The sequence below is a fragment of the Flavobacterium sp. PLA-1-15 genome, from assembly GCF_049060005.1.
GTDB lineage: Bacteria > Bacteroidota > Bacteroidia > Flavobacteriales > Flavobacteriaceae > Flavobacterium.
On record NZ_JBMGQS010000001.1, the window covers coordinates 220677 to 246161 of the forward strand.

Consider the following 25485-nt stretch of genomic DNA (forward strand, 5'->3'; position numbering starts at 1 on the left):
AATACACATTTTAAAGTATATAAAAATTAAAAAAATACAATCTGAGGTAAGAGCAACATCAAATGATAATCGTTCGCTAGTATTTTTACTAAATTTGACGAACATATAACTTATAGTGCAAGAATGAAATACCTGATAGCCTTACTGTTCCTAACCTTCTGCCATCCCGAAGCTCCTTCGGATAAGAAAACACCCATAACCTTCGAAGGCAAGATAACAGCCGTAAAAGACGGTGACACCTTCAAAGTTTTCGCCAAGGGAAAAGAAACCACCATAAGGCTGGCCCATATAGACGCACCCGAGAAGAGACAGCCTTTCAGCAACAATGCAAAACAGCTTGCCTCCAACCTATGCTTCGGAAAAACAGTTAGAATAGTAAGCGACGGCACAATAGACAGATACAAACGCCTCGTAGCAGAAGTCTACGTCGGTACAATATGCATCAACCAGCAATTGGTAGAGCAAGGTCTGGCCTGGCATTACAAAATGCACTCCAAATCCATCCTCTACGCAAACCTAGAAACCAAGGCGCGAGAAAAAAAAGTAGGCCTCTGGATAGACAAAAACCCTACAGCCCCCTGGGAATGGCGAAAGCTAAAACGGAAAAAGAAAAATCCGTAAAGAGCAAACAGCTAGTTTCAATAAATGATAAAAAACTCTAAGATTGCATTAAGCTACGAATCCATCATAAAAAGCAAAAACCCCTAAAATCAATTGATTTTAAGGGTTTTGTTTTTACTGGCGGAGAAAGAGGGATTTGTCATCCATTTCTAACCGATTGATATTGTTGATTTAATATCTTTTAAATTCCTAGGGTCTCGCTTTTGCATCTATAAATGACGTGCAAATTTTTCGAAATCTTATAGTACAAAACTATGAAAATTAGATGATTAAACAAAGTGAATAACTGAAATTATTGTTCATTTATTGAACTGGTTATTACTGTAAAAAGTATGTAGAATGAAGTTTAATAATTGATACATTTTTTATAAACCTCATCCGATAATTAAAGGTTCTACTTGTTCAATCTTTAAGCTGGTATAGTTACAGAACTCCTCAACTGATACGAACTCATTTTCAAGCTTATTCAGGTCACTTCTTATCTTTTGCAATAATCTTGCACTTTGTCTATAACTCTTTCCTGTAATGCGTTGTATGTCCTTTGGGTAGATACACAACCTCTTTTTTTCAATTTTCATACTTTATCTATGCCTTTGACTAGGCTTTGAGTTACCTAAAACCTATCTGAATTAAACATTTGAAGCCATAAAATTAATCATTCTTTGAACTGGTTCAGAAACGATTAATGAACTTGTTGTGATGTCTTTTGTATCGATTTTGGACATATGTGTCATAAAATGACAATCGTTTCCTTTTGTAAATAATCTTGCTTCAAATTTGTTTTAAATCATTCAAGAATAGTTGCAACTGATTGGAAGAATGAAGGAGATTTTAAATGAATGTTTAACAAAATTTTGAAGTTATGGCTAGACAGAAAGGCATAATTAAATTGAAAGGTACTATCGGGGATATTACCTTTTATAAAACGCAAGATGGACACTTGGCCAGAGAAAAAGGCGGCATTGACGCTAGTAGAATTGCCACTGATCCTGCGTTTCAAAGAACCCGTGAAAATGGTTCTGAGTTTGGTAGAGCTGGTAAAGCCGGAAAGCTTTTGAGAACAGCTTTTAGACCGTTGTTATTGAATTCTGCGGATAGCAGAATGGTAAGCCGATTGACTCAACGAATGGTGAAAGTCATCCAAGCGGATTTAGTGAGTGAAAGAGGTTTGCGTAACGTGATTGATGGAGAAGCTGAGTTGTTATTTGGTTTTGAATTCAATATTCGTGGGAAACTGGGAACAAGTTTGTTTGCTCCTTTTGTAGCAACGATTGACCGTGTTTCTGGTGAAATCACGGTAGATTTGGCTTCGTTTATTCCTGCGAATATGATTGCAGCTCCAAGTGGAACTACGCATTTTAAAATCATCTCTGGCGGTGCTGAAGTGGATTTTGAAGCTGAAACTTTTGTGGTTGCTACTTCTGAAACTGCAATCTTGTCTTGGGATGGAACCGCTACTGCTGTTATCAGTCAAACAAATGCGGTTACTGCTAACTCAACAAAACCATTGTTTTTGGCATTGGGACTTGAGTTTTATCAAGAGATAAATGGACAAATGTACCCATTGAAAAATGGTGCTTTTAACCCATTATCGATTGCTAAGGTTGATAGCGGTGTGTAATGGTTATTTGGTTAACTAGAACTTATTTCCCTGAAGGAACGAATGGTAAACTCGAATGCGAAGGTAAATTGATTTGCAACACAATTGAATTGCCCTGGAAGATGAACGAAACGAAGGTTTCCTGCATTCCTGAAGGGAAATATTTTATCAGAAAGCGATACAGTACCAAATACAAATGGCATTTGGAAGTGATGGATGTACCGAATAGAAAATTCATTCTTTTTCATCCTGCCAATAATGCTCAAAAGGAATTGCAAGGCTGTATTGCCCCTGTTACTAAACTTTCTGGTCCTGGACTTGGTTTGATGTCTCGAATAGCTTTTGAAAAGCTTAAAAGGATTGTTTACCAAGCTTTGGATAAAAACGAAAGTGTCGAATTAATTGTTCAATCCTAGAAATTACGATTATGAATAAAATTGTAGAGAGAGCAACCGCTCCCACACCAAAGTTTTTTAAAGTGCTTCGAACTATTGGATTGGTATTGGCCACTGTTGGCACTGCTGTTTTAACTGCACCAGTCGCTCTGCCAGTAATTGTGACTACGGTTGGTGGTTATGTTGCAGTTGCTGGTGGTGTTATCTCAGCGGTAAGTCAGTTGACTGTAGAAAAAAATGAGCAGCCATAGTAATTCAACTCTGTTTGGAACTGCTGGAGGTACTTTTTTGAGTATGATACCCAATTTGAACTCGGAAGATTTGATAAAAACAGTTATTTTAGCAACTGTTGGAGCTGTAGTGAGTTTTTCAATTTCGGTATTGCTCAAATACCTTTGTAAGAAGCACAAAAAATAAGTTTAGCCCTAGTTGTGGTGACCTTTGGGTTAAACAAAATGAAAGTCAGGTCTGAAAAGACTTGACTTTTTTTATTTTATACTTATATTTGAGATAACTATTTATGAATATTAGTACTACTTAGTTTATTATCGGTTATTCTTTTTAGATGTCCTCCTGCAACATTTTTCCAGTTTGCACTCGGTGGAATAACAGTTTTTAACTATATAAAAAATCTAGAAGATATGAAAGACATTGGAATTTTTTTGAAAAGGTGGATTGGAGTTAACGCGGACAGACCAAAAGTAGAAAAGTCTAATCGATAGTGAATTAGGGACGAACATATTGCAGTTAGCTTCTCAGGTTCGATTCCTGACTGTCCACAAATTATAACCCTGATGATTCAGGGTTATTTTTTTATATACCGATAAAGGATAACCCTTCTCAAATCATTTATTAAATTGATATTTTCGTGAAATTGTATCTCTTTTTGTTCCAAAAATTTGAGCTTTTCTACATCTTTTTTATGCTGTTTAAAATCTAACATCATTTCGTTTGATTTAATGGTTAAATTTTTTACAAAATCACTGATTCTGATGTATGGAATGACTGAACCAATTAGAAATTGGTGCCAAAATTTTATACGCCAAAGGTTTGAAATAATAGCCTGCATGTTCTCGCAGTCTTCCAAACATTGAAAGATGATTACAAAACAATTTGGACATGGTTCATCCAAAGGTTTGCCTGTATTCAAACCTTTGTTTAGGATAAAGAAATGAGGATTTGCGTACTTTACGCCGTTTTGGTGGTGTTTCATTTTAAAATTTATCATATCGTGGCTTTTAAGGATTTATCGACTGGACACACTTTGCCATTAAAATTTTTTCAAAAGAAAAAAAGAAAAAAAAGAAAGCACTCTCGTCAAGTGGAGGGTTTCAAAAAAGCAAGTTTTTTTAAAAAAATACTACCACCCTGATTCATCCTTTGGAAGTCGGAATTCGTTGCTTGGTGAGAAAGTTGTTTTGAAAACGTATGGGTGGTGGAGATTTTTTAAAAAACCCGGAGGGCTTGAACTTGCTTTTTTGTAAACCCGGAACTTACCTTTGCTCTCTTTTTTTTATTTTATTTTTTTGCTTTCGAAGCAGGATTTTCCTTTGGAAGTCTGATTTATTTTTGTTTTGGAGTTGGGGTCGTCTTGCAAGGGTTTCAAATTTTGGGGCTGGGCAAAAAACAAAAAGTCAATTATAAACGCTTTTGTCCATAACTGAAATTTGAAACTCTTGCTTCACTGTTTGATTTTTTGTGGTGCTTGAACGTGAAAGTATGCAGTAGTAGTCTCAGTTAGTCGTGTTTTGCTATTGAAAATGGGAAGCACCTCAAAAAAACAATGCAAATACTACCGAGTGCGTTGGCAGTAGCGAAAGCAAGTGTGTGGTTTTTTGATTTGTTTGCACTTACTTTCTGATTGCTTTTTTGGGTGCTGATGCTTCACTTGTCATTGAATAGAAAGGCTTGAAGTTTGAATAATTTTGTTAGGAATTCTAAAAGCATCAGCAACCGGAAAGCAATTACTACTTTATATTCTGACAAATCAAAAAAACACACTCTTGCTGGGCAATTTTATCTTTTGAGGGTGCATGATTTCGATGGTTGGCAGTTTCATCTTCAGTTTGCAAAATTTTTCTTTTGAAAACGATATGCACCTTCAAAAGATAATGCAAGCACTACCGCTTTAAACAAACAGCTGATAAAAACAATTGATAGATTTCCTTCGAAGTGATGATTTTTTTTTGCAGATATGTTCTTATGAAAACACGAAGTAAGACCCGCGAAGCCACGTGTTTTTGGTAGCTGGGTGGTGCGAGGAAAGCTGCCAAAAATGTGTGGCTGGAGCGGGGCTTTTGAGCGTGGGGTGAGCGGCTTTTTTACATAATGTTATTATAGGGCAATGCACCATCTTGTTTTGGAGCACTATTTTCTTTATTGCCCTATAATGCCACATTATGTAACTAAGCTTTGGGAAAAGTTTTTGTTGCCTTGCACCATTTATCTATCGGAGCGATTAACTTCTGGCATACAAAAACTTTTGGAGCGTTGGGAAGGAGGGGCAATAAAATTCATTTCATCTATTATTAATGACTTTTGAACTTTCTTGTTTAGAAACAAACTATATCTGATGGATTGCTATTATTCAAATAATAGTTTTGTGCCTTCTCGTTTTAAATTGTGGAATGCTATTATAGGTAAAGGTAATGCCTCTGATTTAATATATGGAAAAGGAATTACTTCTGATGAAAGCATTAACGATTTCACAGTAATAGGTGTTTCAATTTTAAAAAGTTTCTGTAATTTTTCTTTGTTACTAATAAGCCAATTATGTCGGTCAACATGTTTAGTAATCATTCCTTTTCCACCTTCACGTCCAAGATAGCTATCCATTTCAGTTTTCATTTCATGTATATTTTTGGCTTTAGTTGTGTTCTTACATTCAATACTAAAAACAGTACTACTTGGTTTATGAAACGCTAGGACATCCACATCACCATATGGTTTATCGGCATTTAAAGGTCCTCTCGGAGCGATTTTGACTTCATAATCAATAACAATGAAATCGGAGTGTGAAGCAAACCAGTCTTTTACAATATTTCTATACACATTTCCATTCTTAACACGAAATGCACCCATTATCCGCTTAATCTCAACACCTCCATTATTTAATTTTCCACTATGTAATAAAAATTGTAATTGCTTTTGAGTAGCTATAGCAGCTCTAAAGCCCCAACTCAAAAAATCTTTTTTATCTAAATTAGAATGTCTCACTAAAAACCTTCTTGTTAAACTAAATTCCCGATTGTATTTCCATGGGAAAACTTCACTATTATTGTAATTTTCAGGAGCTGTTAGGTATGAATCCCTTGACGATAAAATAAGTCGGTTAATTCCAGCTATAGCTTGTTCTCTTGGATAGTTGAAATCAACAACAAGTTTTTCAATCAATTCATCTTCTGCCATTGTAATGACTGATTTTTCTGCTTGCATACACAACACTGCTGCATGATAAAATAAAGCATAAAGATTAGAAAAAGTTATTCCCCAATCTTTCAGAAACGCTTCATCTAATTCCTCTATCGATTGGATTATTTCTGGGTCAGCATCGTTTTCATCAACTGGACTATATATTTCAAATCTGTTTTCGAAATTTGATATGTAATCATCAATTTCAGCTTTAGTATTGGATTCAGAATAAGGTTTAAGTTTTTCCTCAAAAAAATCTCTCGATATACCGATACGTCCAGAAGGTAATTTTCCAACTTCAGGGTCATCCATTTTAAAATGTACCGCATCACTTAAAAAACCATAATTCACAATTTCATGCATCAATGCCAAAAGCCTATCAATATCATCTAAACTAGAACTTAATGCTCCTGATATAGGTTGTGCTGCAAGGTATTCAATTAATCCTCTAAGGGCTACCGAAGTCCTTACAAGATTTTTTTCATTTTCATGTATTTCATTTACTTTAGCTTCAATACCCCCAAAGCAGAGCAATTGTGCTGGGATGATAGTCTTATTATATTCTCTTTTTTGAACTAACGCCTCATGTAGTTTCAAAAGAGATATTAATAGATCTTCGTGATTGAATACTCCAATTTCTTTCTTAAGTTTTTCTATTAAGACAGTAGTAGCCGCATTAAATAAAGCCTTTTTTTCATCAGCATTAATAATTTTTTCAGGGATAGTCATTTTTGTTTCAATCAAACTAGGTAACTCATCCAGTAAAATTTCAACCTCAGCATCGGTTAACAAAAATGCTTTCACAAGCCATCTGCGTTCAATCATTAAATCTTGCTGACTGTCAGAAATCAAAATCATTTTTGCTTGATTCAGAGGCATATGATGCTCTATAATATTATTTATATCTTCATCGGTAATCGAAATACCGTTAACTAAATTTAGAGATTTGAGAATTTCTTTCATCATCACTCGCTCACCTTCATTTTTTGAACCCATGAATTCTACCAATGAAGAAAATGGAATGTTAAACGTGATTTTACCATCAATGTATGAGGATGAATATTTATCTCCTTTTTGCTCCATCATTTCAATTGATGTCATAGCCTGAAATGTTGCAGGATTTACTATAATTTCAATTTCTAAAGGATTAGAGCCAATTTGATTGAAATAACCACTAAGAGATTTATAAAATTTATGTAGCCAAAATGCTATTGCATCTGCGTAAAGACGTATTGCAGGTACCATAGAATTTTTCGTAATCTGTCTGTTTGTTATCCATATTGGAAAGGTAAAAGTTTCCAGTACCTGCAAAAAATAACCAATGTGCCTAGTAGGCTTGTAGATAGGTGCAAAGTCTGCAATCCGTGTAACTGGAATAAATGCAATCTCTTCATCAATTTTGATTTTTGTTGCATGATAATTTGCTTTTAGCTTTGTTTGTCTTATTAGTTCGCTGCCTTCTCCAGGAACTAACATCGTATAATCGGGTCTTATGTTGTCTGAAAAATAGAAACCCTGACCCTTTGATTTATAAATGTTATAGATATCAATCATTGATGACATACTACGAGTTTTACTAAGAAAAATATCTGCTGCTTTTGCAAATTTCCACAAACTCAATTGTTCCCAATCTTCACCCTCAGTAAGTGAAATGAAGTTGAATGCTGAAAATGACAACTTGAGTTCTCGTTCTTGAGGCTTATGCATTGCTCCCATGAAAAATCTTCCAATAGAATCATATAAACTTACGGTTAGAAACTTGCAGTCTGAAAGTTTAGGGCGGTTTTTTAATTCTGTAATTACTTTTGTTAAACGCTGATGTGAGTTTTCTCGATTATTTGCAGATTGGTAACTGAATAAATCTGACAATTCTGAAGGAGCCTGCAATGAAACATAGGCTAATCGATTATTATCAAAATGGAGAATAGCTTCTTTAAAGCCTATATCAGTTTTATCTTCAGGGAGTTCAATATCAGTTTCTACCCATCCCATTTTATTGCAAGCTATTCTTACTTCAGTCCAAATTTCTTCTTGATAGGCTAATAGTAAATCCTTTTCGCAACCATATTGTTTTGCTGATCTTAAAATGTATTCATTTATAGCATTAACTTGATTTGATATTAAAAGAAAAAAATACTCATTATTAAACTCTACTATAGGAAAGAATAATAATGGATTAAATTGAGGATCGTAATCTTGAAAATGGCTATCATCTGGTGCAATGATGAAATCATTAATTATTTCGGGGCTGATTTCAAGCAAACTACAAATCTTAACTAATTCAGTTTTTGAAATAGAAAAATCTACTTCTTTATCAAAATGAATTAACTCTTGTGATTCTCTTTGACAGTCTGCATTTCCTTTAATTCCAGCTTTAGTAGCTAACTCCTGACCTAAGTATAAAAGCAAGGTAATACCCTGATAGACCTGTGCCCTAAAAGCATCGGGAAGTTTAATGGTGGTGTTGAAAATTATTTGAGTTAGATTCCTAAAAATTTCTACTGGTTCTAATGCTATTCCAGGAAAAACTGTATAATTACCGCCATAGAAAATTACACTTTCGGAAAACATATTCTCTGCTGGATCCTCATTATGATTGTGGAAATATTCCTTCCTGATTGAATCATAAAGTTTTTTGATATCTTTCTCTTTACCGTTATTTAAATTTGTGACTACAAGTGTAGCTAATTCTTCAATTCGTATATTCTTACCGTGATTCTCAGGCAAAAGTTGCAGGGAAATCATTTCATTAAGTAGGTGTTTTGACTCGTGCGTTGTTATATATTCTTCTGTAATACTTATATTATGTTCGTTTTATTAGATACAATTGTTGGCCATCTGTCTACATTATGACATTTTTTATTTTTCTTACCAGACCCACATGGACAAGAGTCATTTCTTCCTATTTTGTTATTCATATACAGGTCTTTGTGATTAAATTAATACCTTGCTAAGGTAAAGATTAACATTAATTTTTTTAATTGGATTAGGTATTTTTATCGTCTTATTAAACAATAAATTAAGATATAATTTGAAATGAAATTAGCGAAATGAAACAAACAAAGAATTGATGCTAGGAATACTTGGACTAGGAGCGATTTTTGTGCAGTTTGAATGAGATAATGAATGGATACACTAAACTTTAATTATCTTTAATTAAATAATTAATATAGTTTTTTGCTTTGTTGTTATCATAGATTCCATCGAATTTTGCATTTTTGAAAAAAACAGTACATCTTACATCAAAAGGTTTTCTATGAGATATTTTTTTTACTACATAAAATATTCCATGCTTATCATTTTCATAACCATTATTAAATTCATTTTCTAGGTAATCCCAAAACTCTTGAGATTTAATGATGCTTTCTATAATTAAAATCTCTGGATTTAAATTATAAAATTCAGGTAGTACTATATCGTCGTACAGTATATATTCTACTACATAATTGTAATTAGGTTCTGATTTACTTTTGTTGAATTCAGAAATAATAAATCTTTTTTTATTTAATTTTAGTTTTGTACTTGAAACTAGCTGTGCAACCTGATATAAATCAAGAATGAGCATATCAGATAATTGGTTTATCTCATTGATTGTTAATCTACCATGAGCAACTTTATTTCTAATTATTCTAAATTTGAATGAATAATACTCATAGTGTAACTCCCAACTAAAGATTTTTTTTAATCTATTTAGCTTTTCCTGAAAACCTTCAGATAATAACTCGTTATCAGAACCACCACATACTAAACATAAATCGTGAAAAATACCCTCAATAATAGTTGGAACTGCATTTGCAAACATAATCTTTTTTCCATTTTCATAAATATTAAGAGCTTCTTGAATAATTTCTTTTCTTTCATAAAGAATATGATTTTTGTCCAACAAATCATTTATCAAAAATATAATTTCATTTTCATTTATGTAGTTGGCTAGATATTCATTAAATTCTGTTTTATCTTCTAAATCATATTTTTCTTTTAATTTTAAAAAATGAGAATATGGTAACTCTCCGAATTTATTAGCTAGATCATTTGGGCGTTGCGGCAGGTATGCCTGTGGGTTCCAGTTATAATTGTATGGAGTTTTGCCAAAAAAATTATGTGTAAAAAAGTGTTCTATGGAATTGTCTAGTGCAAAATTTCTAATATCATATTTTAAAAAATGAATTACCTCTTCTTTTGCTATTTCATTTAACTCTTTATAATAATGAAGAATTGGAAGTTTTTCTTGTATCTCTTCGGCTTTATTGTCTCTTATTATTTTATCTCTTTTAATACTAATATCATTTAAAGTGTCATCAATTGTCTTTAAATCATTTATTGTATTAGTGTAGGTTTCAAGTAATTCAGATTTAGGTTCTCGAACTATTTCAAGGTATTTTTTACAAATATATTTATGAAAGTCTTCTTTATTTGTAACTGCAATTGATAACTCTTTATCTTTCTTTTCAAAAAAATCTTCAAATATCTTATTACTCCTGTTTTTAATAGTTTTTGGTGTAGTAAAGTTGATGTTTTCTAAATACTTTTTAGTTAGCTCATCAAAATCAACTTGAAAAGGATTTATATCTAGAAATTCTTTTAAAAAATGTTTTGATAATTGTTCGATACTGCAACTAAAAATTCTACCATCTTCTTTGAACTTGTTTAATACTTTAGTCAAATCTGACATTTTTACATTTTCTAATGTTTTTTTTTTCATAGTTGTATTTGAATTTTTATTTTGTATTAAATTAGATTCAACTTCTCATGATTTATGTTTCCTGTCTCTTTTGAATAATAGGCTTGATAAAAATTAAAATTAGTTCTATTATGTTCTTTACATTTTTGATCTATAACTTTTATTATTTTCATTTTATCAGATGTTGAAGTTTTTATTCCAAATATTATACCTTCTAAATCATTAAAATCATATTTCAATTTTCTTTTTTCAGAAGATTCATAGTCATGCAGCATGTTATTTATCAATAATCTATATTCATTTTCATATTGCCAATCTTTTAATTTTGTTGTTGCACCATTTTGAAAATTTAACCAATATTGATCTAACCAAACTTTATTTTTTTCTTCATCTTCGTTAATAGGATCTGCACAGCTACTCATGTTCCCTTCCTGGTCAGTATACCATTGATATCTTAATTGATATACAGGTAATCTCCCTAATGATTTAAAAAAATTAATTTCAACATGTTTATTTTCATAATTGACTTTATGAAATGTATGCGAAACCATTCCTATGATGTCACCATTTTCATTACATCCATATATTGTGTTCAAGTCTAATTGAATTTTATTATCAATAGTATTAGTTTTAAATTTTAAACATACACCAGAATGTTTATCGCCGTAATGTCCCCAAACTGATGAATTACTGCATTCTGACATAAAACAAGCGGTGTACCATTTTGGATAAGCAATAGACTCTAATCTTGTAATATACGCTTCTGAAAATTCATATAGTATAAACTTAAAGTTGTTACTAATATTGGTGTCTTTATTTTTTTTAGCAATTAATAAATCATATTCATGAAAAGTTTTATTGGTTATACTTAAAGCAATATTTTCAAATTGTAATTCATCAATAGTATTGCTTTCGTATGAATTGATTAATTTGATTAATTCGATATTAGCTTTTGAAAAATCTGAAATGTTTTTTAATTTTTTTTTATGGAAAAGTGGATTAAGAAATGAATGATTTTTATAAACAAAACTTATGGAATCAACTGCATAAATTTGAACACTGCGTAAATAACACAATAATTCATTTCTTCGAATTTGTTCTTTTTTGTTGGCTAAATATTCAGGAAGTTTTTTAATAAACAGGAACTGGTTAAATTTATTTTCAATTTCATCAAACATCTGTTTTCTTTTCTCTGTCCTATATTGATTTTGATGGTTGTATATAGGAATATCATTCAAACTTAATGTAGTTTTTTTTATTTCAAATAAATTTGAAAAATATACAGTTTCAAGACACATTAAATAGTGTTTTAAAAGGTTATTCCAAACAATTTTATCTCCCTGCCAAAAGATGTCTAAAAATCCTTCCATAGGATCATTTAATTGTTCTTGAGCAGCAAAATAGATTTCTTGATTTTCAAGTTCTTTATGTTTTCCAATGAGATTTTCTATACATCTAAACCTATACATTATACATTCTTGTGATTGTTTATAATTTATTTATCCTAACCCAACATGAGTTAATCTATCATAATATTTAGATGAGTTTAACAAAATCATCGGAGCATCAATGTAAAAATCATTATTGAAACCGAATTTAAAATATATTGCATATTTATTATGTGGAGGCATGAAGCTTTCCATGTGGTCATTAAATATTTCAACTTGAAATTTGAACGCTGTATTTTTTGGGATTATGATTTCATCATTTAGAACTGTATTTATAGTTTCTTCATCTTTAGGTAATCTAATTTTGTATTTGATTGTTGGTCTAAGAATTGTCGGAATATCAATTACTGGACCTGATAAACCAATGGGAAGTCTTTGGTTTTTTATTTCAATATTAGTTAAGAGAATTGTTTTCTCAGAATTATTTATAAATGTAAAATTGAGTATTGGAAATAGCGATTTAAAACGAACTGCTTCAAAAGCATTTATGGCTCCTTTAATTGCTTCCCAACCGCAATTTTCACTATCAACTGTTACAGATATAAATTGAATATCTGAATTTCTATTCACTAAATTATTCTTCCATTTTTTGACTTCATCAATTTGAATGTCTTTCTTAGTGATTTTAGAATGACAAATAGGGCAAAGTAAAATTAGGTTTTCAATTTGATTGTTTTCTGGATTTTCGTCAATATGATGTATTTCAAAGTGTCCAACATCTGTATTTTCACAATTAGGACATTTGGAGTTTATTTCTTTCTGAAGGATTGCTCTAACTTTATTTACTTGAGGAATTTTGGTTCTATTTTTCTTTGCCATTATATAAAATATTTTACATAGGTATTTGATAGTTCTTGATTAAATTCTTTTCTTAACTCATTCTCCAATTGAGTTTTTATATACTTATTATTTTTAATTTTAGTTAAGAAGAAATTACTATGTGATATTGGTTTTAACCAATATATTTTAAAAAGTTTGTAATCAAAGTCTTCTGGATTTAATAGCCACTTTTCAAAATCAATTAAGTTTTTAAATTTACTTGATTGATTTGGATTAAGCTTAATTTCTAATCTATGGATTAGCATTGTAAAATTCATGAATGAAAAATTGAAAACTTCATAATCACCTTCGATAAACTTGACTGAACCACCTGCCATTTTTGAAACCGTCTCTAAGTATTTATCAAAATAATCTTTGTGATTGTAATTATAAATTTCTCTCCTCAACAAGTCTTCATATAAATCATAATTAAATTCTTTGTCTAAATGATTATCTATTATATTTTGAATTAATAGCTGACATTCACTATTGGCTATTTTAGAAAACCCTATGTAGTATCTTAGTTTTGACCTACTCGAAGAAAGTATGTTACAATTTGAAAAAGCATTTTGTATTAGATAAGTATCTGAAATTTTATAGTCAGGATGATTTTTTTCAAGTGCTTTACAAGTGCTTTTAACTAATCTCTCGTAAGTATTATATCTTGGACAATCCTTGTCAATTGCAATATTTAAAATTTCGATTATATGTTTTTCTTTAAATAAGTTTCCTTTTTCAATTAGGAACTCGCAAAATGAATCTAATGTATAATGATTAAGAATTGTTTGTGACTTCAAAAAAGATACAATTGGTTTTTCAATTTGAGATATATGTTCTTTAGTAAGGTCTATTATTTTAAGAAACGTAAAAATATTACTAAAAATTCTGCATAATTTGTTTTCAAATGGGAAGCTTATACAAGATTTTGATAATGAATCATTTTTAATAGGGTCAAAGGCAAAAGAACTATCTTCATAGAAAGAATTTAGAAAATTGAGGACTATTTCAATTAAATCGTTAATTTCATTTTCTTCAATTTTTAAAGAATTAACTGCTTTTACTATTCTTTTTAATTCATCAGTGTTTATGTTTAAAATTGCTTCAACAATTATAAAAGCATTGAATGATTTTAAACCTACCTCTTTAGTTTTATAACTTTGAATAAGCCCGGAAAACATTTCTGAAGTAATTTCTTTGTAATCAGTAAAAACATTTTGAATTATAAAGTTTCTATTTACATGAAGATACAAAAGAATGTATTGTTGATATAAGTTATTTACCAAATCTGGACCCGAATATTGTTTTCCTCTATTGTCATACAAACTTTTTAAATTATCAATAGATGAGTTTAATTTTCTTATTTCTTCTTTTACTCGATTTAGTAACTTATTTTCTTTTATTTGGATAAGGTATTTTTTTACATCATCATCAATTTCATACTCTAGCTCGTTATAAATTACTTCATCTAAATCGATGTGATTAATGTTCTCAATTATTTCTTCTCGGTCATCTCCAGAATAATAGCCCCTTATTAAACCATTCAAATATTTAGTATTAAATTTTGTGATGAAATATTCAATTCCCTTTTCTTCTTTGTATTTATTTTTTTCAAGATATTTATAAATATTGTAAGAGATTTTATAATCATTAGAAGCTACTAAATAATTACCATAAGCATACTCTGAATCGTAAAAGTCAATATTACCTTGATTAGCCTTGAGCTTATTTAGTAATTTTCCAAAATCTAAATTATTGTAATTACAGTTTAAACAATCACATTCAGTTTCTGTATTAAGGCTTATGTTTATTGTTTTGCTTTCTTCTTCCGATGTTGGAAATATATGTAAATAACTATAACCAATTGTGTTCTTTCGGTTTTCACCAATTTTTAAATAATCTTCTACGGCTGTCAGATAATGGATATTACATTTTCTTAAAAATTTCAACACTTCTGTAACCTTTTCTTGTGCGTTTTCGATCTTTAAACTTGAAAGTTCAGCTGTTAGTTTAGCACTAAAATTGATTTTTTTTTCTTCAATCGTAATTTCATTAATAAGTCCAAATATTTCTTTATTTATTGTAAATAATTCACCATTGTCATAATGCCATACTTGTTTTTTAAGAATATTAAATGGATAAACAGTAGATAAATAGTTTGGATCTACAAAGCCAAATCCGTCAAACTTTTTAATGCAGAAATACATTTCATCGAGTATATGATTATTTTTTTTCTTAATAATCAGAGGCTTTAATGATACTTCATAAAGTTTATCTGTTTGAGATTTATTAGTTAAGGAAATTAAACGGTCTTTATGAAATAACAGGACAAACTCTCTCAGATAAGTATCTTGATTTAGATTTTCTAAATAGTAGCTTTGGTATTTAGAATTATCTTGACTATTGTAAAATCTTATTTCTTTAAAATTTGAAACAATTACCCAATTGCATTTGTCACCCATATCAATGCAATAGTCAAATGCTTGTTCAATAGGAGTGTTACTTACTTTTCTATTTTGTTTAGCATCAAGATTCGTTTTAGCGTCTTTAATTTCAATAACTGATCTAACATCATCTAAATTTTTATCAAAACTAAAATAGCCTAATGTACCATCAGCTTTTTTTCCATTACTTAATGTTTTTGATTCTTCTCTTAAATTCCATTTTCTTGAATGATTAAATTTATATCCTAATACTTTACCAAAAATATCTATTATAAAACGAGACTTAACTTCCTCTTCTTTTAGACAATCTAATTTTCCTGAATTAAGTTCTTTAGTCCATTGCTCTATAACCTATTTTTTTGTTTTTAAATCAGAAGTGTTTGAAAGTTTGAATTTTGAATGATATTTATTTAGAAGTTCTGGTGAGAATATCTGATTGTTTGAATTTGTCATTGATTGATTTATTACAAAAAAAAGACTAATATTGATTGATTTGTAACATAATAGTATCTAATTATTTAGCTTGATTATCTCCTTTAATATTGATTTGGATTTCTTCTCTAAGCTTGATGTTAGAATGTAAAAAGTTTCTTTCAGCTAAAAGTCTTGACACTTCATTATACACTTGCTTCTGACCTTTTGTATCTCTAATGGTTACAATAAATGTAAAGTCTTGGTTTAATTCTTCACCATCTTGAATTGCTAATGTTTCGGCAAAATCTCTATAAGTTCCTTTGATTTTTGCATACCATTTTCTATTACCAGCTAAACTATCACGTTGTCTAGCATCTTTCATTTCGCTTAGATTAACAGAGTATTTCTTAACTGGTTGGTATTTTTTTCCATAATTAAGTAATACTCTTTCACGTGCATATTCGCTCTCAGTATCTTTAATATGTGCACTTTTATAATTAGAATCAAGTAAAACATTTTGCGTGTCGTCTGGACCAATTTCATTGAGAATATTAGCTTTGGTTGTGTCTCGTTCTTTTATGTTTTCATAAGTACCAAACATTAAGTCTAAATTTGATTGACAATATTCTGCACCTTGTTTTTCTCTCAATACAGGTTGGCCAACTAATGTGATTTTAATTTCTCCATAGAAAAAGCCATCATCATCAATCAAACTTTCAGGAAAAGGAAATTCTAATATTTCAATAAATTCGCCACGAGTAATGTTCTCTTGCAATATCAATGTTATTTCGTGTGGATCATTATAGATTATTTCATCAGCTGAATCAGGAATTCCAAATCCCATTTGATTTACTCTTTCACTAATAGGAAGACTAATTCCTGTTGGATATTTTGCAGAATGAATAGCTAAAGCTTTTAAAAGAGTAGGGTTAAAAGTTTCATTAATTTTAAAATTTAATTCCGATAATAATGATGTTACTCTTGGTGTAGCAAAACTAGTCCCAATAATTCTCACTGAATTTCCATTGTGAGAAATAGCATTTACACCATTTTCTATCCTTCTACCGTCTCTCATACCTGCATTGCCACCAAATGACACTATATCAGGTTTTATACTGTTGGCTGGGCCAGGACCAATTCTTGTAAATGGTGATGGATGATTAATATCAGCTATGTCATGAATATTTTTTGAATGTGCAACTGAACCAATCACTAAAGAACGAACAGAATCGCCTGACCTTGCTACTCTGCTTTTTGGATGTCCATTTTCGAAATTTCTGCAATTCCCTGTTGATTTACAAATAATTACATCATTCGCTAGTTGGATATCATCTAAAGCCTTACCGAAATCTGAAAAATCATTGATGTCGGATTCAGCGGCAGTGCCTAATGACAAATTCCAAATTTTAATATGATTATTTCCCTTTATCGCTTCTCTAATATTTTCTACTAATTCATCTTCATCTATTGATTCTTGTTTTTGATCTGGAAATACCGTAGCATCAAAAATTTTACAACCTGTATTTCCTGTCCAATTTTGACCTTGTAATTGATCGCCATAAAGAATTATACTTGAAACACAAGAACCGTGCATTGGGTCAATTAGCTCATCTGGATATGAAGAAAATTTATCATCGAGTAGCCAAGGAGCTAAATATGGATTTTTTAACACACCTGTATCTAAAACTCCAACAATTGGATATTCAACACCTTCAGCAGGTGTTTTTATATCAACAGTATTATCAGATTCCATACTATCTGTTTCTACCTGATATTTTGGCATAAAAGTTATGGACTCTAGTGCTTCAAAGTCAGAAATACTATCTAAAACTGCTTGTGAAGCATTTTTAATTTTAAATATTATTAGCCCCGGAGAATAATTTACTTCTTTTACCTCGATGTTAAATTGATTACAATACTTAATAAAAGCAATTTTGACAGCATTATTAATTTCATAGTTCAGAAAATCAATTAAAGAGATTTTGACCGCTTGGTTGTCTTCAATATCTACTATAAATGGTTTGAAGACTTCCATTGATTCAATAGCAGAAATACCACGCGGATTTTTTAGATAATTGGCTATATTGCTTTTTATCTGTAAACCTTCTTCAATGCTGTCAACTTTAACAATTGCACTGTTTGAGTCAAGAAAACCAATAATATTGTTTTTGGTTACTTTACCATTAAAAATTTTCTGAATGTCTTTTCTATGTGATTTAGCAATTGCATTGTCATCAATATCAATTTTTAGCGTAGCAGGAATAAAACTTCTTGAAGCATTGCGTTTTTGAAATACCTCAATTAATTCATTAATAGGCTCGATAAAACTTTCTGCTCTTTCAGCAAGTAATTGTCCTGATAATTCCCATTTAGGAATATTATCTCCACCGCCACCTTCAACTCTACGGTCATCTATTTTTTGCCTTTTTTGAAAAAGCTTAATTGGTAAATTCTTCTTTGCCATCTTATTCTACATTTAAAGCGTTCCTAACTTGTCTAATTGAAATATCTAAATAATTTGCTATTTGTTTCTGTGGGATATGACTTTCGTTTAAAAACTTAATCATATCCTCTGGAAGAAATCTATTGTTGTTTTTGTATTTAAAATATTCAGAAAAGATATCTTCATATTCAAAAACTGATTTTTTTATGATTGAGTTGTAATATGCACTATTAATGATTTTAATAATCTCAGAATGGGATAAATTGCTCATATACGTTTTAACCATTTCGAACTTTTTATCATCTGTAGCTAAATCAGAACCAATTTTTGCAAAATAATTTTCCACTAAATTTTTTATTTCATCAGAATTTGGCTTGTTTACATTTACCACTTTTTCAAATCTCCTCCATATTGCACTATCTAGTAATTGTTCATGATTAGTAGCAGCTATTAATATTCCTGTTTCCAAAAATTCATCTATATTCTGCAAAAGACTATTAATTACCCTTTTTAATTCTCCAGTTTCTTGATTATCGTCTCTCGCTTTTGCTATAGCATCAAACTCATCTAAGAACAAAATGCAAGGCTTACTTTTTGCGTAATCAAATAATTTTCTAATGTTCTTAGCGGTATTGCCCAACAAAGAAGAAATTAAAGAATCAAAGCGTGCTACTACAATTGGAATATCTAGCTCTTTAGCAATATGTTTAGCTAATGTTGTCTTTCCACAACCTGGAGGACCATAGAGTAAAAGTGATAGATTAATATCTAAGCCTTTACTTTTTATTTCATTCTTGGAATTTACTAAAGAAATAAAATTGTTTATTGGCTCTACAATACCTTCAGAAACAATTATGTCAAACTTTATGTCTTGCGGCAATATGATATCAGCAATATTTAATCTAGTATCATTATCTACAGGAGCATCAAATAATTGATCTTTAAAAACAGGCATACCTTTAGCTCCTTGAATTGTTTTTAAAATTTTGTCAGCTAATTTACTATCTCCATCATCTCTTAATTTTTTTGCTAAATGATTGGAATAATTAATGACCTTTTTATGGTCGTTATTCAATCCACCTTCAATTATTTTTATTAGTTCAGTATACATCGACGTAAATTTATTTGGGTTTTGTGGTACAAATATAATTAAAAACGTAATGCAAAAACAGTAATTCGTAATTTTATTTTGCTAATTCGTAATTTTTATATCTAAAAGTGTTGTAGAATAAGTATTTAGTGTAATTAAAAAACCTCAAATTAAACTTTGGCAGTAAATTGTATTTATTGCCGAAAGTTAACTATTATTCATACTATCAATATAAAACTGTAAATCATACAATTCTATCAATTCATTATTGTTACTGGGCATTTGAGCGAGTTGTACGAAATTGATATTTTGATATAATACTTTTTCTCCCAATAAGTCTTGTATGATGATGTAGATTGCTTGGTTCCAAGTTTTGGTATCGCAATGGATGTTGTAGTTTTTTAAATACACCATGATGTCGAGTTTTTTTGTTTTTTCGTCATAAGCGAGTGGCAAGAATTTTATATCGCTTGTTTTTAAAGTAATTTCTGGAAAGATGTATGGTTCTTCTAAACCATCAATAATTTCATCAATGTTTGCTGTAGGTTGAATAAATGCTGTGAATTTCCAATGCTTGAGTATTGGAGCGTGTTTTATTAATTCGGTTACTTGTGTAAAGTATTCCGAATTTCCGTTTGCCGTAATGATTAGTTCGGTCTTTTGGGTTGGCTTTTTGGGAAATACAATTATGTAGTCGAGTTCTTTGCAATAGAAACCCAATCGGTGTTTTATCCAATGACAGATTTGCTTTTGTGATTTTGGGGTTTCGTTTAAGAAGTTTTTTATGGTTTGGTTGTTGTCTTGAAACCAGTTCCAAAAGATGTTTATTTTTCTCATAGTTTGTTTTATTTAACCGCAAAGAGCACAAAGATTTTCGCAATGTTCGCAAAGCAGTTTGATGTTATTTTTTTAGCGTTTGTCTTGGGTGGTTTTATCGAAAGCGATGAGGTTTAACATTGCTCTTAATCTTGAGCGAACCCGGTTACCGTACACGGTTTCTATTTCTGAAGCTGATAGGTTGGTAGTGATATGGGTTATGACTTTTCTAGAGATGAATAGATCATATCTTGAGAGAATTATTTCTGCCATCACATTGCATTCGTTTCCATAATATTTCAAGTTACTTTCTACTCCTAAATCATCAAAACAATAGTTTTTATATTCCGATTGTGAATAGCTTCCGCGACTGTATCGATGTATGATTTCGTAGCCTTCTTTAATGAATTCAAAACTTATATCGCGACAAGTTCTAATGTAGAATTTATTTTCTTTTTGGGTTATGTATTTCATTATTGTCATCAAAGACGTTTTACCTGAACCTACTGGTCCAGAAAGTAGAATTCCTTTTGTCAAGTCTAATCCGAATTGGCTTGCCGTTACCTCATCTTTTAAAAAATAAGCTACCAGTTTTATAATATTCTCAAAATCTTCTTCTATGAAATGAAAATTTGAACCATATTCTTGTTTGGCTTTTTTTTCTAACCATGCTAGGATTTCCGGATAGTTGTATTGTGAAGTCATGACATGATTTTCTATAGTGGTTCTGCATAGTTTTTGTCTTCTGTAACTTGTAAGTGTTTCGCTTTTGGTTGTTCTCTTTGTTGAAGATTTTGCGGAAGATTTATTGTGAATTTTGCAGTATTTAGCATCCAATTACGAGCTGCTGCATTCCAATCCATCATTTTTGTTTTTCCACCAATGAGCCAACCGTTGCTTGTGTAATAATTATAAAATCGTTCGGCTTCAAACTCTGAATATTCTTCTTGTTTGAAATATTCTTTGACTTGTTCTAAACTTGGTTTATCAACTTTTTCTTTTTTAGCGGAACTTTTTTCTTTTTTATCGTTTTCTTTAAAAATAAATTCTTCTTCATCAAAAATTTTAAAATTGGTATCTACAGATATGTTTTTATTGTTTTTAGATGTTTTTGTATTGTTATATATATTGGGTTCATTTACTTGTTCAGTATCGTTACCGTTAGCTTGGTTATTTATTGGTTCGGTTTGTTCAATAATTGAACTGGTTTGATTTTTAAAAGCATTTTTCCTGTCTGAGAGGTCATACAAGATTACTTCAGAACCGGCATACGGATTATATGATGGCAAATAGTCAATAAATCCCATGCTTTGTAATTCTTTAATACATTTGTGATAGGTAGCTTTAGAAGCTATGCGACTAGTTTTCATCATTTCATCACGAGATATTGCAATGGGGTTTTTGAACCGATTGACGTTCCAACTTTGAAATAATGCTAGATACAGACTTATATGGGTTGGATATATAGTTTTTTCAGATGCAATGCGAATGAAGAAGCCTGTTAGGTGTTTGATGTAGTTCATGTTTATAGTGATTAGTGAAAAGTAATTAGTGATTAGTCTTTCTTGAACTATGTTCAATGATTGACCTGCTTTGCAGGAGATATTTCGCAAGCTCAGTATGACAATATCGTTACTATCTTACTTAAACAGAGTAGGCAGGGCATTTACTTTGTTTCCGTGTAGGAGTTTTTCAATGTCTGAATTATCATAATACATGATTCCACCAACTTTAGTGTAAGTTAGTGTTCCATTGATGCGGAGGTTTTGTAAAGTACCTGGAGAAATGTTTAACAGCTTGCGGACTTCATTGGATTTGAGCCACTGTTTTGTTTGTTGCGGTTTTGATTGAATGATTTCTTTTAGATCATTCAAAAGAAGACTTCTGAATTCGTTTAAGTCTTCGCGAGTAATAACTTCAATTGCCATAACGTATGATTTAGATTGTTATGGTACAAAATTGTAGCATTTGAATAGTTTAATTACCCAAGTTATACCCAAGTTGGGTTTAAAATAATTTATCTAAATCAAAATTAACATCAAAATACTCATTGTATATGGAAATATTTTCTTTCTTAATACCAAATTCAAAAATGAATCTTTCCTCAATTTGACTTGAATTTGGATTTACAATAATAATCTGAGGCATTGTTTTTCTTTTTGAAAATGCTCTTTTAAAAAGATTGTTAGTCCTAATATCAGTAATTGGGAATGAATATCCAATTAAGATTATTTTTTCTGCTTTTGTAATATCCTCTTCAGCTTTTGACCAAAGGGTTGAAAAAATGTTTCCATAAAAATCGTATTCTTTGTTATGGACAGGAGGAATTATTAATGGCATTGACACTAATCCAAAACTATCAGCTTCCCCTTTAGGATTAAAACCTGTTCTAATAATATTTTTCATCAACATCATACCTTCAGGAATTTTCTTGCCCTTTAATGGTAAATTCGGAGGATAATAGCCATACGAAAAATTAGTATATCCTGGCATATATCTACCGTCATAGGTACTGTAAGGATCAATGGAACTTTCGTAAATATAAAAATCATCCGCATTAGTTTCCTGAAGCATCTCTAATTTACCATTCTCAGGAATTAAATGACTTGTTATCCAATTTGTTGAACCATGTAATTTAATTAAATATGGATATTTTTTTTCCTCTTTTTTATTAGTATCGACCCATCCATTTCTGTAAATTTTTGAAGGTTTCACATAATATCCTTCAGAAGTGTTCCAATCCGTTGATTCGGACAATGCTCTGTCCATTAATGTATCCCAATTGAATGTAATTATTGAGTCATCAGGATTTATATATTTTATTAAGTTTAAATGTGGTTTAGAAACAGGACCATTTTGAATTTCATTAATTACACTTGTAAATAAGAAAATGAGTTCCATATATGCTTTGTAATACTGCATATTGTTTAATGCATTCTCTTTGTTAAAAAAGTTATTTTCACTTGAAATCAGACTTTCCAATAATCTATTCTTTACTTCGCTATGTAATATTTCAATATCTTCATTAAAATCAAGGAAGTCTAAAGTTTTTTTGTTGCGATATTGTGCAAAATATTGAATTATAAAACCAATCAAAACCCAAGAATTTGATGCAATATCAAGATTATGGAAAGTTTTAAAGAAATCGTTTGCAATAGGCATTTTTTGACCTGTTGGAGATTCTGAATATGATTTTGAAGCACCGGCACCTAAAATAATTACATTCATTTTTTCACAAGTTGTACCCAAGTTGGGTTGTTTTTAATTTACTGGTTTATCTGACCAATAAAAGGTAAGTCCTTCAAAGTCTTCTATAATTACGTGAACATCATCATCTAAATATTTTGAATATGGACTGTCGTAATAACTTTTGCCTGTTTTACTACATGTGGCTTTCTTAATAAAATAAGTCATTACTGGTACAATTCTATTTTCTATAATATCATCGTAATTTCTGTCATCAGTTGGTATTTGTAATTGGCAAATTAAACTTTCATCTTTAATTATTGGTTTTGCATGATATAATGGATCAATAATTTTTCTTTTTATATAAATTACACCATCATATTGACAAATGTCTTTTAATACGGGTTTATTTATGAATTCCTCATAGTTAGAATTAAGATACGTTCTTTGTTTCTCAAGCCAAGATTTAAACTCATCTCGTATTGTTGGAATGCTAGTAAATGTATTCATCCATTTTATTAAATCGCTAACGTGACCAAAAGAACTTAATCTAACTTCTTTTTCTTCCATATTCCATGCAAGCGTGAATGAAATTACAGAATTTAGGTGTCTTTCTATTAGTTTGTTAAAAATATTTTTAAGTGCTTGAATTGTTATTGATATGTCCTCTTGAGGTTCTGCAGCACTATGAAATATGCAAGGAATGTTCCAATATTCGTCTTTAAAATTTCCATATAAGACATCTTCTTTTATGAATAACTTTTTTCCTAATCTATCAATTGCTTTTTTAACTTCAATTATATCTTCTTCAATTGCATCAATGGCTCCGTTCCCATTATCAACTACATCATAAATAGATACTGAATGACTATGTTCACTATAATTAGTATTCTTCTCATGATATGATAGCAATAATTTAATCCCCTCATTTTCATCAATTTTATGAGGAACCAATTCTTCCACTAGTGATATATTATCTTTAGGTTTTTCTAGTTCAGATTTTGGTTTTTCAGCATTAAAATATTCGTATATAAGAGGATTGCTTTGCATATAATGTGTTATCAAACTTTTCCAATCATTAATTCCAATTTTCCCATCCATACGAAAGAGTTTTTTGTATTGACTTCTTCTGCCAAAATCTGTCATTTTTTGATCTATTCTCTCAAAATATAAATCAGAATCATAGCCTCTTATTGCACCATCAAAGTGAACAAAAGTAGATTTATTGGTATCATAAATAGAATGAACATATCTACAACCATAGAAATTTACTTCTGTTGGAGCTTCAGATTCTTTTAATTCTTCAAGTTCAAACTCTCTCAAGTTTTTATTAATCTTCCAAAAGAATTCAGTTGAAGATAATTGATAATAATCTCTTTCAAAATCAGTCGTAATATGTTTTGTTAATCCGGGATCAATTTTATCTATTTCATCAGAATATTTTGGACCAAACCAATAATCGAATTCCATAGTAGGAAGAAGTGATTGTGCATACCCAATTAAATCCCAATCAATAGCTATCTTTAGAACGACCTCATCATTATCTTTGAATGACATAAACTCATCTAAAAATTTATAATGAAAACAGTTGTGTCTTGATAAAGACCTTCTAAAAAAACTATCTGCATAAATACATAAATCAAGCTTTTTATGAACAAAAACACCTTGGTATTTATAATCAAATTCTTTTAGTAAATCTTTTATGGGAATGAGATCGTCTTTTACTTTTAAGTTGATTAAGTTTTTGAATACTTTTGCTACAATACCTTTATCAAAAATGGCAAGCGTACTTGAATGTATATATTTAAAATCATCACTTAAATTATCTTTTAAGATTTTGTATAAAGCTCCATTATTGGAATCAATATCTTCTTTTATATTTATGTAAGTTGAATATTTTTTGAAATCTAAAATCTGTTCGGTTTCTTCATCAGTTTCTGGAATTAAAGAGACACCAATATTTCTGACTAGTTGAGGTTCAAAATATAAACCAAAAGGAACCATACAACCTATAGGTCTGTGCATGTCGTGTCCAAGATGCATTGGTACTGCTTGAGTAGATTTTCCCCAAACAATATCTTCCATAGCTGCTATTGTAAAACAACTACCATGCTTATTAA

Annotated in this window: 19 protein-coding genes; 4 read left to right on the forward strand and 15 right to left on the reverse strand. The window is 30.4% G+C overall.

The features are described from left to right. Window positions 1–123: 123 nt before the first annotated feature. The 4 genes from ACI6PS_RS01000 to ACI6PS_RS01015 all read left to right on the forward strand — a co-directional run bounded on the left by ACI6PS_RS01000 (window position 124) and on the right by ACI6PS_RS01015 (window position 2867). Window positions 124–621: a thermonuclease family protein gene (locus tag ACI6PS_RS01000; protein ID WP_421010675.1), complete on the forward strand. Its 498-nt coding sequence runs from the start codon at window positions 124–126 to the stop codon at window positions 619–621. A gap of 862 nt (window positions 622–1483) precedes the next feature. Next, window positions 1484–2242 carry a hypothetical protein gene (locus tag ACI6PS_RS01005; RefSeq protein ID WP_421010676.1) on the forward strand — a complete coding sequence of 253 codons (759 nt, stop codon included), beginning with the start codon at window positions 1484–1486 and terminating at the stop codon, window positions 2240–2242. Continuing rightward, entirely contained in the window at window positions 2242–2637 is a 396-nt protein-coding gene (locus ACI6PS_RS01010; protein ID WP_421010677.1) for a DUF5675 family protein, read from the forward strand. The genes ACI6PS_RS01005 and ACI6PS_RS01010 overlap by 1 nt, the downstream gene beginning before the upstream one ends. A gap of 62 nt (window positions 2638–2699) precedes the next feature. Beyond that, window positions 2700–2867, forward strand: coding sequence for a hypothetical protein (locus tag ACI6PS_RS01015; RefSeq protein WP_421010678.1), 168 nt, complete (start codon window positions 2700–2702; stop codon window positions 2865–2867). Between the two features lie 554 nt (window positions 2868–3421). On the opposite strand, the gene ACI6PS_RS01020 is transcribed toward ACI6PS_RS01015, so the two are convergent. The 15 genes from ACI6PS_RS01020 to ACI6PS_RS01090 all read right to left on the reverse strand — a co-directional run bounded on the left by ACI6PS_RS01020 (window position 3422) and on the right by ACI6PS_RS01090 (window position 25450). Beyond that, on the reverse strand, window positions 3422–3844 hold the full coding sequence (locus ACI6PS_RS01020) for a DUF6943 family protein (protein ID WP_421010679.1): 423 nt from the start codon (window positions 3842–3844) through the stop codon (window positions 3422–3424). Between the two features lie 1355 nt (window positions 3845–5199). Then, a complete protein-coding gene (locus ACI6PS_RS01025) occupies window positions 5200–8772 on the reverse strand; it encodes a hypothetical protein (RefSeq protein WP_421010680.1) in 3573 nt (1190 codons plus the stop codon). Window positions 8773–8825: 53 nt separating this feature from the next. Further along, window positions 8826–8945 carry an SEC-C metal-binding domain-containing protein gene (locus ACI6PS_RS01030; protein WP_421010681.1) on the reverse strand — a complete coding sequence of 40 codons (120 nt, stop codon included), beginning with the start codon at window positions 8943–8945 and terminating at the stop codon, window positions 8826–8828. Between the two features lie 224 nt (window positions 8946–9169). After that, complete coding sequence (locus tag ACI6PS_RS01035; protein WP_421010682.1) at window positions 9170–10729, reverse strand: hypothetical protein; 1560 nt, start codon at window positions 10727–10729, stop codon at window positions 9170–9172. Between the two features lie 26 nt (window positions 10730–10755). Further along, window positions 10756–12177 (reverse strand): DUF2971 domain-containing protein, encoded by a 1422-nt coding sequence (locus tag ACI6PS_RS01040; protein WP_421010683.1) that lies wholly within the window; start codon window positions 12175–12177, stop codon window positions 10756–10758. Between the two features lie 30 nt (window positions 12178–12207). Beyond that, window positions 12208–12975: an HNH endonuclease signature motif containing protein gene (locus tag ACI6PS_RS01045; RefSeq protein WP_421010684.1), complete on the reverse strand. Its 768-nt coding sequence runs from the start codon at window positions 12973–12975 to the stop codon at window positions 12208–12210. Further along, a complete protein-coding gene (locus ACI6PS_RS01050; protein WP_421010685.1) occupies window positions 12975–15434 on the reverse strand; it encodes a hypothetical protein in 2460 nt (819 codons plus the stop codon). Before ACI6PS_RS01050 ends, ACI6PS_RS01045 begins: the two co-directional genes overlap by 1 nt. Before the next feature lie 496 nt (window positions 15435–15930). Continuing rightward, window positions 15931–18294 (reverse strand): S8 family peptidase, encoded by a 2364-nt coding sequence (locus tag ACI6PS_RS01055; protein WP_421010686.1) that lies wholly within the window; start codon window positions 18292–18294, stop codon window positions 15931–15933. Window position 18295: 1 nt separating this feature from the next. Continuing rightward, entirely contained in the window at window positions 18296–19384 is a 1089-nt protein-coding gene (locus ACI6PS_RS01060) for an AAA family ATPase (RefSeq protein ID WP_421010687.1), read from the reverse strand. 186 nt (window positions 19385–19570) lie between these two features. Further along, window positions 19571–20200 carry a hypothetical protein gene (locus tag ACI6PS_RS01065; RefSeq protein ID WP_421010688.1) on the reverse strand — a complete coding sequence of 210 codons (630 nt, stop codon included), beginning with the start codon at window positions 20198–20200 and terminating at the stop codon, window positions 19571–19573. Between the two features lie 72 nt (window positions 20201–20272). Next, window positions 20273–20884, reverse strand: coding sequence for an ATPase (locus ACI6PS_RS01070; protein ID WP_421010689.1), 612 nt, complete (start codon window positions 20882–20884; stop codon window positions 20273–20275). 11 nt (window positions 20885–20895) lie between these two features. Beyond that, window positions 20896–21702: a transcriptional regulator gene (locus ACI6PS_RS01075; RefSeq protein WP_421010690.1), complete on the reverse strand. Its 807-nt coding sequence runs from the start codon at window positions 21700–21702 to the stop codon at window positions 20896–20898. 117 nt (window positions 21703–21819) lie between these two features. Beyond that, window positions 21820–22107 (reverse strand): helix-turn-helix domain-containing protein, encoded by a 288-nt coding sequence (locus ACI6PS_RS01080; protein WP_421010691.1) that lies wholly within the window; start codon window positions 22105–22107, stop codon window positions 21820–21822. Window positions 22108–22186: 79 nt separating this feature from the next. Then, a complete protein-coding gene (locus ACI6PS_RS01085) occupies window positions 22187–23407 on the reverse strand; it encodes a hypothetical protein (protein WP_421010692.1) in 1221 nt (406 codons plus the stop codon). Window positions 23408–23440: 33 nt separating this feature from the next. Next, complete coding sequence (locus ACI6PS_RS01090) at window positions 23441–25450, reverse strand: hypothetical protein (RefSeq protein ID WP_421010693.1); 2010 nt, start codon at window positions 25448–25450, stop codon at window positions 23441–23443. Window positions 25451–25485 lie beyond the last annotated feature (35 nt).